Origin of the sequence: Streptomyces sp. NPDC090119 (assembly GCF_044747085.1) — a bacterium.
GTDB lineage: Bacteria > Actinomycetota > Actinomycetes > Streptomycetales > Streptomycetaceae > Streptomyces.
On sequence record NZ_JBIVDK010000001.1, the window covers coordinates 1241673 to 1257557 of the forward strand.

Here is a 15885-nt window from a genome sequence, read left to right on the forward strand (position 1 = left end):
AGTGGACTTTCAGGTGCCTTTTACGTAATTCGTCACGGAGTGCGCCATGGATGGGTGACCGGCAGGCGGCCGTGGTGCCCCTGGGGAGAAAGTCCCGAAGCGGGGCAAACCATGGCATCCACTGCTCCGAATCACAGACATGAATGCTTCGAGACCTGAGGGGAGGTGTACTCAATGCGCGCACTCAGTGTGAAGAGGGCCGCTGTCCTCGCGGCGGCCGGAGCGATGCTGGCGGGCGGCGCCGCCATCGGGACGGCGGGTACCGCGTCGGCGTCCGTACCCACGTCGGCGCCTGCCTCGCACAGCCAGTACCACGGCGACCGGGGGTCGGGCCACCACGGCTACAGCAACGGCCACCACGACCGGTACGGCCACGACCGCCACGGTCACGACGGCTGGGGCAACTCGCACCACCGTTGGCACCACCACTGGCACGACGGCTGGTGGGGAAACGGCTGCTGGCACTCCGGCTACTGGTACTGATCCGGTGACCGGAGCGAGCGGTGGGACCGGCCCATGAGCGGGGGCTGGTCCCACCGCCCATACCCCGCACGAGGAGCGGGCGGACGACGGGAGCCCCGCGCCCCTTGTCCTGAGCAGGCGGGTCTGGTTTCGTACCGCGCGACGAGTACATGATCACGCGGACATGAGGAGAGCGGACGGCGTGGAGCGGGGAACGGAGAGCGGCACCAGGGATTCCCTGCCCGAGGGGCTCGGCCAGGCGATTCGGAAGACGGCCGGGGCCATCGCCGACCTCCTTGACGGCGCGACGGACACGACCGCGCCCGTACCCGGGCTGGACTGGACCATCGGTGAGACGGCGGCCCATCTGGCCCTGGCCAACGGGCTGATGGCCGAACTCGCGGCCGGACAGGAACGCCCCTACGGCGACGGCACACCGCAGAGCCTCGCGGCGGCCAACGCGCGGAGCCTCACGGCGTTCCCCGAGCGCGCGGCGGAACCGCTGGCCGTGATGATCGTGGAGCAGGCCGACGCCTTCCTGGACGCGGTGGGCCGGGCCGGACCGGACCGGACGTCACTGACCCCGCTGGGATCCATGGGCAACGACGTGCTCGCCTCGTACCTGCTGACCCACATGCTGGGCCACGGCTGGGACCTCGCCCGCGGGGTGGGCCGCCCGCACATGATCGACCCGGCGCGGGTCGGGCTGTGCCTGCCGTTCCTGAAGACGGCGATGCCGCGCGTCGCCGTCGCCCCCGCCACGCTGACGGCCCGTTACACCCTGCGCGTCCGGGGCGGCGAGACGTTCGGCGTCACCTTCACCGACGGCACGGTCGAGGTGCTCCCCGGCCCGCCGGAGCGCTCCGACTGCACCATCCTCACCGAGCCGGTCACCTTCCTCCTCATCGCGCTGGGCCGCCTCGGTCCCTGGCAGGCCATGGCGCGCGGGGGCGTACTCGCCTGGGGCCGCAAGCCCTGGCTCGCACCAAGGTTCCCCACACTGTTCAAAGCGCCCTGATTCAGGGCGTAATCGGCGGGTAGGCGTTGCCGGGAACGACGTACGCACTGAACGCAGGAGGCTTCCCATGAGCAAGTTCGGGGATCTGGCGAACAAGGCCAAGGATCTGGCGAAGGGTCACCCCGACCAGGCCGACAAGGGCGTGGAGAGTGCCGAACGCCTGATCGACGAGCGTACGGGCAACAAGTACGACTCCCAGACCGACAAGGCCGCCGACGCCATCCGCCGCTCCTACGGCAGCGAGGGCGCCGCCGGAACCCACGGCACTACCGGGGCCGAGGGCACGCCCGAGCGCTGACCGGCCTGCGACCGGTACGGGAACACCGAGGGCGGGAGACGCGGCACGCGTCTCCCGCCCTCTCCCTGTCCGCGCCCACCGGTCCCTCAACCGGTGCGCGCGCTGCCCGGGCTCCCTCAAGCCCGGCCGTTCTCCCGGTCCGCGTACCGCACCAGGTGGCGGGTGTAGGCGTCGGGGGTGAAGAACAGCGGCAGCTCCATGGCCATCGCGGTCCGCTCGAACAGCGCCCGCACCTCGTCCACCGGTGCGAACGGATACTCGGCGCCGAGCGCGGCCGTCTCCTCGTCCAGCAGCCGCAGCACCGTCTCCCGGTCGACCACCCGGTGCCGCAGCCACTGCCAGACCTGCGTCCGGGCGATCTCGGCGGTGGCCGCGTCCTCCATCAGGCCGTACAGCGCGACCGCGCCCCGGCCGCGCAGCCAGGCGGCGAAGTAGCGCAGCGCCACCGCGATGTTGGTCCGCACTCCCTCCTCCGTGGGCGGCCCGCCGATCCGGCGCACGGACAGCAGGTCGGCCGCCGTCACCGCCACGTCGTCCCGCGTACGGTCGAGCTGGTGGGGCCGGTCGCCCAGCACCCCGTCGAAGACCTCCCGGCAGACCGGCACCAGGCCGGGGTGTGCCACCCAGGAGCCGTCGAAGCCGTCCTCGGCCTCCCGCTCCTTGTCCAGGCGCACCTTGGCGAGCGCGGCCTCGCGGGCCTCCGGGCCGTTGCCGGGAACCTGGGCGGCCATGCCACCGATGGCGTACGCGCCCCGCTTGTGGCAGGTGCGGACCAGGAGTTCGGTGTACGCCCGCATGAACGGCGCGGTCATCGTGACCTTCGCGCGGTCGGGGAGCAGGAAGTCGGTGCGGTGGCCGAAGGTCTTGATCAGGCTGAACAGGTAGTCCCAGCGGCCCGCGTTGAGCCCGGCCGCGTGCTCGCGCAGTTCGTAGAGGATCTCCTCCATCTCGAACGCGGCCGTGATCGTCTCGATGAGCACGGTGGCCCGGACGGTGCCGCGCGGGATGTCCAGCAACTCCTGCGCCCGGACGAAGATGTCGTTCCACAGCCGGGCCTCGTAGCGGTTCTCCAGCTTGGGCAGGTAGAAGTACGGGCCGCATCCGGCGTCGATCTGGCGCTGGGCGCAGTGGAAGAAGTAGAGGCCGAAGTCGACCAGGGCGGCCGGGACCGGGCGGCCGTCGAACTCCAGGTGCTCCTCGTCCAGATGCCAGCCGCGGGGCCGCACGACGATGGTGGCCGGGTCGGCGCCGAGCCGGTACTCCCTGCCGCCCTCGGTGGTGAAGTCGATACGGCGCTCGATGGCGTCGAGCAGGGTGAGCTGGCCGCCGACGACATTGGCCCAGGTGGGCGCGGTGGCGTCCTCGAAGTCGGCCATCCACACGTCGGCACCGGAGTTGAGGGCGTTCACCGCCATACGGCGCTCCGGCGGGCCGGTGATCTCCACCCGGCGGTCGGTCAGCCCCGGCGCGGGCGGGGCCACCCGCCAGTCAGGGTCGGCACGGACGGCCGAGGTGACCATCGGGAAGTCGAGCGGGGCACCGGCGGCCAGCCGAAGCGCCTGCCGCCTCCGCTCCTTCATCAACTCCAGCCTCCGGGGCCCGAATTCTCCGGCCAGCCGGCCGACGAAGTCCAGGGCGGCGGGGGTGAGGATCTCCTCGTGCCGGTCGGCCGACGGAGCCAGGACACGGACATGGTGGGTCAGTTCACGGGTGGACATCTTGGGTCTCCTACGAGGGTTCCGGCGAAGGTTCCTGCGAGGGAAGGGCGGGGGTGCGGGACCCCCGCCCGGCGTGATCGACAAGACACCCCCTAGTGGAACTGCTCCTCCTCCGTGGAGCCGGAGAGCGCGGTGGTCGAGGAGGTGGGGTTGACGGCCGTGGAGACCAGGTCGAAGTAGCCGGTGCCGACCTCGCGTTGGTGCCTGACGGCGGTGAAGCCGTGCGCCTGGGCGGCGAACTCCCTCTCCTGGAGGTCGACGTACGCGGTCATGCCGTGGTCGGCGTAGCCGCGGGCCAGGTCGAACATGCCGTGGTTGAGGGAGTGGAAGCCCGCCAGCGTGATGAACTGGAACTTGTAGCCCATCGCGCCCAGTTCGCGCTGGAACTTGGCGATCTGGTCGTCGTCCAGGGCCGCCTTCCAGTTGAAGGAGGGCGAGCAGTTGTAGGCGAGCATCTGGTCCGGGTGCTCGGCGTGCATCGCCTCGGCGAACTCGCGGGCCTGTGCCAGGTCCGGGGTGCCGGTCTCCACCCAGATGAGGTCGGCGTACGGGGCGTAGGCCAGCCCGCGGGCGATCACCGGGCCCATTCCGTTACGCACCCGGTAGAAGCCCTCCGCCGTGCGCTCGCCAGTGGTGAACTCGGCGTCGCGCTCGTCGACGTCGCTGGTCAGCAGGTTGGCGGCGAGCGCGTCGGTACGGGCCACGATCACGGTCGGCACGTCCGCGATGTCGGCCGCGAGGCGGGCCGCGTTGAGGGTGCGGATGTGCTGGGAGGTGGGGACCAGCACCTTGCCGCCGAGGTGGCCGCACTTCTTCTCCGAGGCGAGCTGGTCCTCGTAGTGGATGCCCGCCGCACCGGCCGCGATCATCGCCTTGGTCAGCTCGAACGCGTTCAGCGGTCCGCCGAACCCGGCCTCCGCGTCGGCGACGACCGGCGCCAGCCAGTCCGTGGTGTCGCCGTCACCCTCGGCGGTGGCGATCTGGTCGGCGCGCAGCAGCGCGTTGTTGATGCGACGGACCACCTGGGGAACGGAGTTGGCCGGGTACAGGCTCTGGTCCGGGTAGGTGTGCCCCGCCTGGTTGGCGTCGGCGGCCACCTGCCAGCCGGACAGGTAGATCGCCTGGAGCCCCGCCTTCACCTGCTGCACGGCCTGGCCGCCGGTCAGCGCGCCGAGCGCGTGGACGTAGTCCAGCTCGTGCAGCTGCCGCCACAGCCGCTCGGCACCGCGCCGGGCCAGCGTGTGCTCCTCGCGGACGCTGCCGGAGAGCCGGACCACGTCCTCGGCGGTGAAGGTGCGCTCGATGCCCTGCCACCGGGGGTCGGTGGCCCAGCGCCGCGCGAGTTCTCCGGCCGCCTGTGTCGTCGCCTCTGCCATGACTGTCACCGTCTCCTCGGGTCCGTTCCGTGCTGTCTGCCCGGTGCCGTCCGCCAATCCCGCCATCGTCACGAGCGGGAGTGGCACTGTGTGTCGCTCAAGAAGGTGCGGCTCACCGTGGACATGGGGCGGAGTGAGCAACATTGCCGGTGTCCGGCGGGCCGCACTTCGACTCTGACACTGGCACTGAGTGCCATCAACCGTGGATCATTGCCAACTTCTGCGAATCTTCCAGCCGTCTTCTGCCAAGGTTGCGAAGGGTTCGGGCGGCCATGGATCACCTAGGCTGAGCGCGGTCGGAGCGGGAGGAGCGCACGAGGTGGGCAAGACGTACGCGGGGGCGCGGCTGCGCAGACTGCGCGAGGAACGCCGGATGAGCCAGGCGGAGCTGGCCCGGGTGCTGGCCATCTCGCCCAGCTATCTCAACCAGATGGAGCACGACTCCCGCCCGCTCACCGTGCCGGTGCTGCTGAGACTGACCGAGGTGTTCGGCGTCGATCCGGGGTTCTTCTCCGAGCACGACACCACCCGCCTGGTCGCGGACCTCCGGGAGGCACTGGCCGGAGAACTGGCCGAGGGCCGCGTCTCCGCCGCCGAACTGGCCGAACTCGCCGGGCGCACCCCGGCCGTGGCCGAGACCCTGATCAGCCTGGGCCGCCGCAACCAGCGGCTCGCGGAACGCCTCACCGGGGCCACGGACGGCCGCGCCCCGGACCCCGACCAGCCGCGCTCGCCGCACGAGGAGATCCGCGACTTCTTCTACCGCCGCCGCAACTACCTCCACGACACCGACCTCGCGGCGGAAGACCTCGCCGCACGCATCGGCATCCGCCCCGGAGAGGTCGAACGCGCCCTCGCCGCCCGCCTCGCCGACCAGCACGGCGTACGCCTCACCGGCGACCCCGGTGACCGGCTGCACCACTACGACGAGCCGACCCGTACCCTCCACCTCTCCACCCGGCTCCGCCCCGGCCAGCGCGCGTTCCGCCTCGCCACCCAGCTCGCCCTGCTTGAGCACGGCGACGCCCTCGACCTGCTGGCCGCCGAGGACTTCGCCCCCGGCACCGCCGCCCACGCCCTGGCCCGCATCGGCATCGCCCACTACTTCGCCGCCGCGCTGGTCCTGCCGTACCGCGCCTTCCACACCGCGGCCGAGGAGGCGCGCTACGACATCGAGCGCCTCACCGACCGCTACGGCCTCGGCTACGAGACCGTCTGCCACCGCCTCAGCACCCTCCAGCGCCCCCGGCTGCGCGGGGTGCCGTTCTCCTTCGTCCGGGTCGACCGTGCGGGCAACATGTCCAAGCGGCAGTCCGCCACCGGGTTCCACTTCTCCCGCGCGGGCGGCACCTGCCCGCTGTGGAACGTGTACGAGGCGTTCGCCGCGCCCGGCCGCATCCATGTTCAGATCGCCGAAATGCCCGACGGGCAGCGTTACTTGTGGACCGCCCGCGCACTCACCCGGCACCGGGGCGGCTGGGGCGAACCCGGCAAGACCTTCGCCATCGGGCTGGGCTGCGAGATCCGGCACGCCCACCGGCTCGTCTACTCCGACGGGCTGGACCTCGCCAGCGGCTCCGCCGCCACCCCCATCGGCATGGGCTGCCGGGTCTGTGAACGCCTCGACTGCCCCCAGCGGGCCGCCCCACCGCTCGGGCGCGAGCTGCTGATCGACCAGAACGCGAGCACGTTCGTCCCGTACCCCGTGGCCGAGGACACGGGCTGAGGACGTGGGGCCCGCCGGATTCGGCGAGCCCCACGGTCGGGCTCAGGCCCCCCAGCGCAGGGCGATCGTGTCGCCCACCGCGATGCTCTTGCCACGGGTGGCCGAGGCGAACGACGAACCGTCGACGCTCACCTTCCACGTGTTGGAGCCACTGTTCGCCTTGCCGTTGAGCGAGGTGATCTGCCCCGTGCCGGACGACGGCGTCACACCGCCGGCACAGCCGGAGGGGGTCGCCGCACCGGCCGCCGCGTCGAGGACCGCGCCGAGGGTGGTCGTGGTGCCGGTCGGGGTGAGGGCGACCGAGCAGACCTTCAGGTTTCCGGCACCGTCGTCCACGGTGACGGCGAACGAGGTGGCCGTCCCCGCGGTCAGCGACCCCTGCGCGACCCACTGCGAAGCGCCCGAGGTGACCGGCACCGGGGGAGTGGCGGTGAAGCCGCCTCCGGCGACCGCGCGCAGGCCGTCGATGGACGCGTACGCCTGTGGTGACGTGTCGCTGGGCAGGTACTTGAAGCCGCCGCCGGGGTTGAACTGCTGGCTGATCAGGAAGTCCACCGGTGTCTTGCCCTTGGAGGTGAGGAAGTCGCCGGTCTGGGGGTTGATGCCGCAGGCGTTGAGGCCGGAGACGGCCCAGCCGTTGGAGTCGGTGTTGACGCCGAACATGGCGTTGAACGCACCGGTGTTGGCGACCAGCTTCCCCTTGAGGAACGCCTTGGCCTGCGCGATGTCCGTGTCCGTGTTCGGCACGCCGGAGACGCACAGCGCGGCCATCGCGGCGCCGGTCATGTCGATGTCGCTCGTGGCGCCCAGCTGGGAGGGGTCGCCCTCGGCCTTGCCGTAGTTCCAGCCGCCGTCGTCGTGCTGGTTGGCGCGTATCCGGGTGATCAGGGAGTCGCGCAGCGCCTGGGGGACGCGGGGCTGGGCGGACGTGGTCCTCGCGCCGCCCAGGGCGAGGGCGGCGAAGACGGTCCCGTTGAAGTTGGCGGACGGGCCGAAGTAGCCGGGCTCGGCGGTCTGCCAGTACCGGTAGACGTCGGCGATCAGATTGCGGGAGGCGGAGACACGGGCGGGGTCGATCCCGGCCGCGTAGGCGTTGAGGGTGGCGCGCTCGTAGTCGGTGACCACGGGGGAGGCGGACGGCCAGGTGCTGGTGGCCAGCAGGTTTCTGTAGACCGTTCTCGCGTTCTTGGTCGTGTCGCCGCCGGGAGTGACGTCCACCGCGGCGGTCCCGGCCGCGGCGAAGGCGCTGAACGCCCACTCGTTGGACAGGCCCGAGCCCGCGTACGAACCGTCCGCGGCTTGCAGCGACTTGAGGTAGGCGACGCCGTTGGTCTTCGAGGTCGCGATCTGGGCCGGGGTGGCGGTGGCCGCCGCGGGCAGCGCGGTCAGCGCGAAGGCGCCGCATGCGGCGGCCGCGGTGAACGCGGCGCGACGGACGGACAGGGGACGGGGCATGGCGTGCTCCAGGAATAGGGGGACGCCGACCGGCCCGAGCGGGTCCCTGACGGGTGCACGCGGCGGGACATGGCCGCCGTCCGGGACGCGTGGACCGACTTCCAACCAACCTGTGCCGTCTGGGCATTCGGGCTCGGGGACGGTCGATCCGCCCCCACACCGCTGCGCGTCAGCCCCGGACTCCCACCGGGTTCCCCCACTCGGCAGGGCGGGACAGTACCCGACGCGTGCCCGATCCCGCCACAGTGCCACCGCCTTGACGGGTTCTGTGAACTCGTGCTCCAATCCGCCTGCTACGCAACGCAGTTCCAGGGGAAGCCGGTCGAATTCCGGCGCTGACCCGCAACCGTGGGCCCGATCCGTCGGGCGAGCCGGAATGCCTGGAGCGTGATCCACAGCAACAGACGCCGTCGCGGACTACGGCGTGGTGCGACCCGCCCAGCCGCCCGGCTCACCGCCCCGGCCAGGGGCGTGCGCCACGTGTTCGTTCCCCCGCCTCGGCCACACACCGAGGGGGCCGTGGTGAGGACCATGGGGAGCACGCACGCACTGGCACGAAGATGGCCGAGAGCTATGACGGCCGCGCTGTCCGCGATGCTCGTCACCGCCGCCACCTGCCTCGCCTTCCTGTCCACCGCTCCGCCCGCCGCGGCGGCACCGGTCGGCGACTGCACCGGCACCAAGGGCGCCGTGGTCGCGGTCGACTTCAAGCCCTTCGGCGGCAAGGTCGAGCGAGGCTGCGACACCACCCCCACCACCGGCTACGCACTCCTCCACGACGGGGGTTTCACCACCACCGGCACCCAGCACGACGGCCCCGCCTTCATCTGCCGCATCGGCTTCGGCACCTTCGGCTCGGGCACCCAGTACCCGACCCCGGACCGGGAACCCTGCGTGCTCACCCCGCAGGCCACCGCCTACTGGTCCTACTGGACCGCCTCTCCCGGCCAGGACGACTGGACGTACAGCCAGTACGGTGCGATGGACCGCAAGCTCAAGGACGGTGACGTCGACGCCTGGGTGTACGGCGGCACCGACATCGGCGGCACCACCGGCAGGCCCGCCTTCACCCCCGACGACGTACGCGCCGGTGGCACGACCATCCCCGAGCCCGGCGAGCCCACCGGGGCTCCCGGCACCGTCGGTGTGGCCGCCGCCGCCACCTGGCTCAAGGGGCGGCTGACCGACGGCGAACGCGTCGTCGACGACGGCGCGGAGAGCCCGAACTACCTGCTGACCGTGGAGACCGGCTACGCGCTGGCCGCCGCCGACGGCAGGGGCGCCACCCTGGACAAGGTCACGTCCTTCCTGGCACGACACGTCGCGGACTACGTGACCCCCGGCGGCACGGGCCGGACGCCCGAGACGGCGGCCGCCGCCCGGCTGGCCCTGCTCGCGGAGTCCACCGAGGGCGACCCCCGCGACTTCGGCGGCCGCGACCTGCTCGCCGACCTCACCGCGCACGTGTGCACCGCCGCCGCACCCGCCGACGGATGCACCGCGCGAGGCGACTTCCGCGGCATCGGCTACGCCGACGAACAGGCCCGCGCGGTCCTCGCGCTGCTCCGGGCGGGTCACGAACCCCCCGCCGAGACGGTGGACCGGCTCACTCAGGTCCAGTGCAAGGACGGTGGCGTCACCAGCATCCTGATCCGGCCGGGCGAGAACTGCGACGGCGACGCCGCCACCACCGGCCTGGTCGCCCTCGCCCTCGAGAAGGCGGGCGGCCACACCGCCGCCGTCACTAAGGCCCGCGACTACCTGATGAGGAACCAGCGGGACGACGGCGCCTTCCCCGGCTCCACCGGCTCGGACACCGGCGACGTGATCGCCACCTCGTACGCCGCCCAAGCACTGCGCGCCCTCGGCCGGATCAACCGGGCCAACGCCGCCGAGGGCTGGCTCTCCCGCACGCAGCTCGCGGACGGCGGCTTCGGCTTCGACCAGGACGCCACCGACTCCACCCTCTACGCCACCCCGGTGGCCGTCCTCGCGGGCGCCCGCACCGACCTGACGGCACTCACCACCAAGAAGGCCGAACCCACCACCCCTCCGCCGACCACGACCGAGCCGACTCCCAACCCGACACCGGGCAAGGGCCCCGACCTCAAGCGGGGCGTCGCCTACCTCACCGGCGCGGGGCAGCTCACACAGGGCCGGTACTACCCGACCGGCACCGGCTCCGGCCGCGCCGACTTCGGCCTCACCATCGACGGCGCCTACGCGCTCGCCGCCACCGGACTGGACAACGCCGGGCTGCGAGGCATCGTCGACTTCCTCGACCACGGCGGCAAGGACGGCGAGGGCCGCACCGTCAGCGACTGGACGGGCATCGGCACCCAGTACGCGGGCGGCGGTTCGATCGGCAAGACCGCGCTGCTCGCCGAGGCCGTGGGCCGCGACCCGCGCGACTTCGCCGGGCACGACCTGATCGCCGCCCTCGACAAGGCCGTGTGCGCGGCGCCCAGCACGGCGCCGGACCGCTCCTGCGCCGCCGAGGGCGCCTACACCTACGCGCCCTCGGTCTTCTCCCAGTCCCTTGCCGTCATGGCGCAACTGCGCGCCGGGGAGGCGGAGGCCGCCCGGTCCCCGATCGCCTACGTGGAGAGCCTGCAGCGGGACGACGGCGCGTGGCCGAGCCTGATCCCGCCGACCGGGGACGCGGACGTCGACTCCACCGCCATCGCCGCGATGGCCCTGGACCTCGCGGGCGGCGACCGGGCCGGCCAGGCCGTCGACAAGGCGCTGGGATGGCTCGCCTCGAAGCAGTTGGCCGACGGCGGCTTCCCCGGCGCGGCCGGTGACTCGGTGAACTCGGCCGCGCTCGCCGTACAGGGCCTGTCCCTGGACAAGGCGGAGTACGGGGACGAGATCTCCCGGGCGCTGAAGTTCCTCGCCTCGCAGCAGAACCCCGACGGCGGCTTCAACGTCGCCAAGGAGGGCCAGCGCGGCTCCGACCTGCGAGCCTCCACCCAGGCCGTCGGCGGCGCCACCGGCGTCTCCTTCGGCACGCTGAAGCGCAGCCTTGACGGCACGTCGGCGCAGCCCACCCCGACGGCTAGCGGCGGCGGTGCGCCGCAGATCGTCACACCCGGAGACACGCCGGGCGGCGGTCCGGACGCGCCGACCACCGTGGACGCGAACGGCGATGCGGGGGACGGCGTCCTCGCCTCGACCGGCGTACAGGCGGGCGCGCTCGCCGGGATCGCCGCGCTGCTGTGTGCCGTCGGCTGGCGCACCGTCGTCCTCGCACGGCGACGTACCGACGCACTGGAGAAGCGATGATCACCGGACGGTTCCCGCGCGCGCTGGCCCGGCTGGTGGCCGCGCTCGGCCTGACCGCCGCCGGGCTCGGCGCGACCGTCGCCCCGGCGGCGGCCGACCCGCAGGCGATGGGCCGCTGCACCACCACCTCCGGGGTGGTCCTCGCCGTGGACTTCAGCCACTGGGGCGGCCCCGTCTACCGGTCGTGCGGCACCACGCCGACCACCGGGTACGAGCTGCTCAACCAGGGCGGCTGGCGCACCACCGGCACCGGTCACGACGGCCCGGCGTTCATCTGCCGCATCGGTTACAGCGGATACCAGGGCGGCAGGCAGTACCCGACCGCCGCCCAGGACGACTGCGTGCTCACCCCGCCCGCCTCCGCCTACTGGTCGTACTGGCACGCCGACCCCGGCGCCACGACCTGGACGTACAGCCAGCTCGGCGCCATGCTCTACAAGCCCAGGCCCGGCAGCGTCGACCTGTGGATCTTCGGTGGCACCGACATCGAGGGCACCCAGGGCCGCCCCAAGGTCACCCCGGACCAACTGCGCGCGCACAACACCAGGCCGAGCGGCACCGGCCGTCCCGCCTCCACCGCCAAGGCCCCACAGCCGCCCCCGGGCGTGGACACCGGCCCGGCACCGGAACGGCAGCCCACCGAGGAGCCGAAGAAGCCCGCGCCCGCGACCACGAAGCCGAAGCCGAAGCCGAAGCCGGAGCCCACCGAGAAGCCGGACCCGAGCCCCTCACCGTCCGTCTCCGCGTCGCCCAGCCCGACCGAGGCGGCGAGCGGCACCCCTTCGCCGACGAGCAGTCGTACCACCCAGGTGCTCGACGCCGAGCCCGCCGCCGACGCGCCGCACGACACCGGCTCCGTGCTGCCCGTGGTCGCGGGCGCGGCCCTCGTCCTGATGATCGTGGGCGCCGGAGTGTACTCCGCACGCCGCAGACCGCACGAGTGACGCCCGTGGCCCAGACCTCCCTCGACACGACGGCCGCCCGGACCGGTCCGAGGACCGACCAGGGCGGCCGTCGCCTGCCCCGCACCCTGCATCCGCTCGCCTGGTGGATCTGGGCCCTCGCCCTGGCCACCGCCGTCAGCCGCACCGCCAACCCGCTGCTGCTGTTCCTCGTCCTGGCCGTCCTCGGCCATGTCGTGACGGCCCGCCGCACCACCGCACCCTGGGCCCGCGGCTTCAAGTACTACCTGTACCTGGCGCTGACGGTCGTGGCCGTCCGGGTCGTGTTCCGCGCCGTCTTCGCCACCGGCATCACCCCGCACGACCACTTCCTGTTCGCCCTGCCCCACCTCCCCACCCCCGACTGGTACGCGGGCATCCGGATCGGTGGCCCCGTCTCGCTGGAGGCCGTACTCTCCTCCGCGACGGACGGGCTCCGCCTGGCCTGCATGATGTGCTGCATCGGCGCGGCCAACACCCTCGCCAACCCCAAGCGGGCGCTGCGCGTGCTGCCCGGCGCCCTGTACGAACTCGGCGTCGCCGTCACCGTCGCCATCAGCGTGGCGCCGCAACTGGTGCAGAGCGTCCAACGCGTCTCCCGCGCACGGAAGCTGCGCGCCGGACACACCCGAGGACTGCGGGCGCTGCGCGGCATCGTCGTACCCGTCCTCGAAGACGCCCTGGAGCGCTCGCTGCGGCTGGCGGCCGCCATGGACTCACGCGGCTACGGGCGCGCGGGCACCGCCACCCGCCGGTCCCGGCGGATCACCGGCGCCCTCATGCTGCTGGGCATGTGCGGACTGTGCGCGGGGGCCTACGGGCTCCTCGACGCCACCGCGCCCGCCTTCCTGGGCCTGCCCGCCATGGTGGTGGGCGCGGCGCTGTGCGTCGCCGGGCTACGGATCGGCGGCCGCCGCGTCACCCGCACCACCTACCGCCCCGACCCCTGGCTGCTGCCCGAGTGGACGGTGGCGGGCAGCGGACTGCTCTCCGCGGTCCTGCTGTTCACCCACCCCGGCTACGACGCGGCCCAGCTCAACCCGACCTTCTACCCGCTGACGTGGCCCGAACTGCCACTGGTCCCGACCGCGGCCATCCTGCTCGCCGGGACGGCGGCCTTCCTGGCCCCGCCACCCCACGCCCCGCGTACCGAACCGAAAGCCGCCGCCGCGTGATCACCTTCGAACACGTCACCGTCGCCTACGACGAAGCCCCCGCACCGGCCCTGCGCGATGTCGATCTGACCATCGAAGAGGGCGAGTTGTGCCTGGTCGTCGGCCACACCGGCGTCGGCAAGTCCACTCTCCTCGGCGCCGTGAACGGTCTCGTCCCGCACTTCACCGGCGGCACCCTGTACGGCCGGGTCACGGTCGACGGACGCGACACCGCACACCATCCGCCGCGTGAACTCGCCGACGTCGTGGGCGTGGTGGGCCAGGACCCGCTGGACGGCTTCGTCACCGACACGGTGGAGGAGGAACTCGCCTACGCCATGGAACAGTTGGCGATCCAGCCCGGCACCATGCGCAAGCGGGTCGAGGAGACCCTCGACCTGCTGGGCCTCGCCGACCTGCGCCACCGCGCCCTGCACGAACTCTCCGGCGGACAGCAGCAGCGCGTCGCCATCGGCTCCGTCCTCACCGCCCACCCCCGCGTCCTGGTGCTGGACGAACCGACCTCCGCGCTCGACCCGACCGCCGCCGAGGAAGTCCTCGCCGCCGTCACCCGGCTCGTGCACGACCTCGGCGTCACCGTCCTCATGGCCGAGCACCGGCTCGAACGCGTCGTCCAGTACGCCGACCGGATCATCCACCTCCCCGGCGACGGCCACGCCCACATCGGTGCGCCCGAGGCGATGCTGCGCACCTCGTCCATCGCACCGCCGATCGTCGAACTCGGCCGTGCGGCCGGGTGGGAGCCCCTGCCGTTGTCCATCCGCGATGCCCGCAGGAGGGCCGCCCCGCTGCGGGCACGCCTCACCGCACCGGCACCCGTGCGTGCCGCGCCCGACGGTGACCGGCCCGCGCTGCTCACCGCCCGCAAGGTGACCGTCGCGTACCAGGGCGTGCCCGCCGTGCGCGAGGTGGACCTCGTGCTGCGCGCGGGGGAGGTGACCGCCCTGATGGGACGCAACGGCTCGGGCAAGTCGTCCCTGCTGTGGGCCCTACAGGGCACCGGTCCGCGCCGCGCCGGAACGGTCGCCGTCACCCGGGGCCCGGGCACGGCGGACCCCCACGAACTGCGCGCCGCCGACGCCCGGCAGCTCGTCGGGCTCGTCCCGCAGACCCCCGCGGATCTGCTGTACCTGGAGAGCGTGGGCGACGAACTCGGCCAGGCGGAGACCGAGTCCGCGACCGGGGTGAGCGCACGGGCCCTCCTCGACCGGCTCGCGCCGGGCATCGACGACGCCACCCACCCACGGGACCTCTCGGAGGGGCAGAAGCTCGCCCTGGTGCTCGCCATCCAGCTCACCGCCGCGCCGAAGGTGCTGCTCCTCGACGAGCCGACCCGCGGCCTCGACTACCGGGCGAAGAGCGAACTCATCGATGTGGTGGACGACTTGGCCGCACAAGGGCATTCCGTCGTCGTCTCCACCCACGACGTGGAGTTCGCCGCCCGCGCCGCCGACCGGGTGGTGGTGATGGCCGAGGGAGACATCGTCGCGGACGGGCCCACCGCCGAGGTCATCGTGGCCTCGCCCGTCTTCGCACCGCAGACCGCGAAGATCCTGGCACCCCTGCCGTTCCTCACCGTCGGCCAGGTCACCGCCGCGCTCGCCGAGACCGAGACCGAGCCCGAGGGGGCGCGGCCATGAACGCCGCCATCCGGCTCACGCCCCGCGTCGGCGTCGTCATCGCCATGGCCGCGTTCCTGGGCGTCGTCGCCTTCTTCTGGCCCTTCGTCGTGGCCCCCGGCACGTTCGGCTCCAACTTCGCACCGCCGCTGATCTTCGGTGTGCTGCTCGTCCTCGTCCTGTGCGTCGTGCTGTCCGAGATCGCCGAAGGGGGCATCGACTCCAAGGCGCTGGCCATGCTGGGCGTCCTGTCCGCCGTCAACGCGGCCCTACGTCCGCTCGGCGCCGGTACCGCCGGTATCGAGACGGTCTTCTTCGTCCTCGTCCTCGCCGGACGCGTCTACGGACCCGGCTTCGGGTTCACCCTGGGCTGCACCTCCCTGTTCGCGTCGGCCCTCATCACCGGCGGCGTCGGCCCCTGGATGCCGTACCAGATGTTCGGCTGCGCGTTCGTCGGCATGCTCGCGGGGTTCCTGCCCAGGGCCACCGGACGCCGGGAGGTCCTCCTCCTCGCCTGCTACGGATCGGTCTCCGGCTACCTCTTCGGCTTCCTGCTCAATCTGTCCTTCTGGCCGTTCTCCCTCGACCCGAACAGCTCCATCGCCTACCTGCCCGGCCTGCCCTTCACCGAGCAGTGGCACCGCTACGTCGCCTTCGACCTGGCCACCTCGCTCGGCTGGGACACCGGCCGCGCCGTCACCAACTTCGTGTGCGTCCTCCTCGCGGGCCCCGCCGTACTCACCACGTTCCGGCGCGCGGCACGCAGGGCCCGCTTCCGGGCACCGGTCACCTTCGTGCCGCCCTCGTCGTGA

12 protein-coding genes and 2 riboswitches are annotated in these 15885 nt (G+C 72.6%); of the genes, 9 read left to right on the forward strand and 3 right to left on the reverse strand.

Features of this window, described 5'->3' with window-relative positions; genetic code table 11:
• The first annotated feature begins 174 nt into the window (after positions 1-174).
• From ACIPPM_RS05675 to ACIPPM_RS05685, 3 genes are all read left to right on the forward strand, one after another.
• Complete coding sequence (locus ACIPPM_RS05675; RefSeq protein WP_401443377.1) at positions 175-483, forward strand: hypothetical protein; 309 nt, start codon at positions 175-177, stop codon at positions 481-483.
• 163 nt (positions 484-646) lie between these two features.
• On the forward strand, positions 647-1480 hold the full coding sequence (locus ACIPPM_RS05680; protein ID WP_401443379.1) for a maleylpyruvate isomerase family mycothiol-dependent enzyme: 834 nt from the start codon (positions 647-649) through the stop codon (positions 1478-1480).
• Positions 1481-1547: 67 nt separating this feature from the next.
• Positions 1548-1778, forward strand: coding sequence for an antitoxin (locus tag ACIPPM_RS05685; protein ID WP_401443382.1), 231 nt, complete (start codon positions 1548-1550; stop codon positions 1776-1778).
• A gap of 116 nt (positions 1779-1894) precedes the next feature.
• Here ACIPPM_RS05685 and aceB read toward each other — a convergent pair whose 3' ends face one another.
• Together aceB and aceA are read right to left on the reverse strand one after the other, a co-directional pair.
• Entirely contained in the window at positions 1895-3496 is a 1602-nt protein-coding gene (gene aceB / locus ACIPPM_RS05690) for a malate synthase A (protein ID WP_401443384.1), read from the reverse strand.
• Positions 3497-3588: 92 nt separating this feature from the next.
• On the reverse strand, positions 3589-4872 hold the full coding sequence (gene aceA, locus ACIPPM_RS05695; RefSeq protein WP_401443386.1) for an isocitrate lyase: 1284 nt from the start codon (positions 4870-4872) through the stop codon (positions 3589-3591).
• A gap of 319 nt (positions 4873-5191) precedes the next feature.
• Between aceA and ACIPPM_RS05700 the strand changes: the two genes are divergently transcribed.
• Complete coding sequence (locus tag ACIPPM_RS05700; protein ID WP_401443389.1) at positions 5192-6598, forward strand: short-chain fatty acyl-CoA regulator family protein; 1407 nt, start codon at positions 5192-5194, stop codon at positions 6596-6598.
• A 42-nt stretch (positions 6599-6640) separates the two neighbouring features.
• Here ACIPPM_RS05700 and ACIPPM_RS05705 read toward each other — a convergent pair whose 3' ends face one another.
• Complete coding sequence (locus ACIPPM_RS05705) at positions 6641-8053, reverse strand: hypothetical protein (RefSeq protein ID WP_401443392.1); 1413 nt, start codon at positions 8051-8053, stop codon at positions 6641-6643.
• Positions 8054-8174: 121 nt separating this feature from the next.
• Positions 8175-8250: riboswitch (cobalamin riboswitch) on the reverse strand.
• Between the two features lie 70 nt (positions 8251-8320).
• Positions 8321-8456, forward strand: a riboswitch (cobalamin riboswitch).
• A 170-nt stretch (positions 8457-8626) separates the two neighbouring features.
• Here ACIPPM_RS05705 and ACIPPM_RS05710 point away from each other — a divergent pair.
• From ACIPPM_RS05710 to ACIPPM_RS05730, 5 genes are read left to right on the forward strand one after another with little or no spacing between them, the layout of a single operon-like run.
• On the forward strand, positions 8627-11338 hold the full coding sequence (locus ACIPPM_RS05710) for a prenyltransferase/squalene oxidase repeat-containing protein (protein ID WP_401443394.1): 2712 nt from the start codon (positions 8627-8629) through the stop codon (positions 11336-11338).
• Positions 11335-12282, forward strand: a complete 948-nt coding sequence (locus ACIPPM_RS05715; protein WP_401443397.1) for a hypothetical protein — start codon at positions 11335-11337, stop codon at positions 12280-12282. The genes ACIPPM_RS05710 and ACIPPM_RS05715 overlap by 4 nt, the downstream gene beginning before the upstream one ends.
• Entirely contained in the window at positions 12279-13454 is a 1176-nt protein-coding gene (locus ACIPPM_RS05720; RefSeq protein ID WP_401443399.1) for an energy-coupling factor transporter transmembrane component T, read from the forward strand. Before ACIPPM_RS05715 ends, ACIPPM_RS05720 begins: the two co-directional genes overlap by 4 nt.
• A complete protein-coding gene (locus ACIPPM_RS05725; protein WP_401443401.1) occupies positions 13451-15094 on the forward strand; it encodes an ABC transporter ATP-binding protein in 1644 nt (547 codons plus the stop codon). Before ACIPPM_RS05720 ends, ACIPPM_RS05725 begins: the two co-directional genes overlap by 4 nt.
• Positions 15091-15885, forward strand: a complete 795-nt coding sequence (locus ACIPPM_RS05730) for an ECF transporter S component (RefSeq protein ID WP_401443403.1) — start codon at positions 15091-15093, stop codon at positions 15883-15885. Before ACIPPM_RS05725 ends, ACIPPM_RS05730 begins: the two co-directional genes overlap by 4 nt.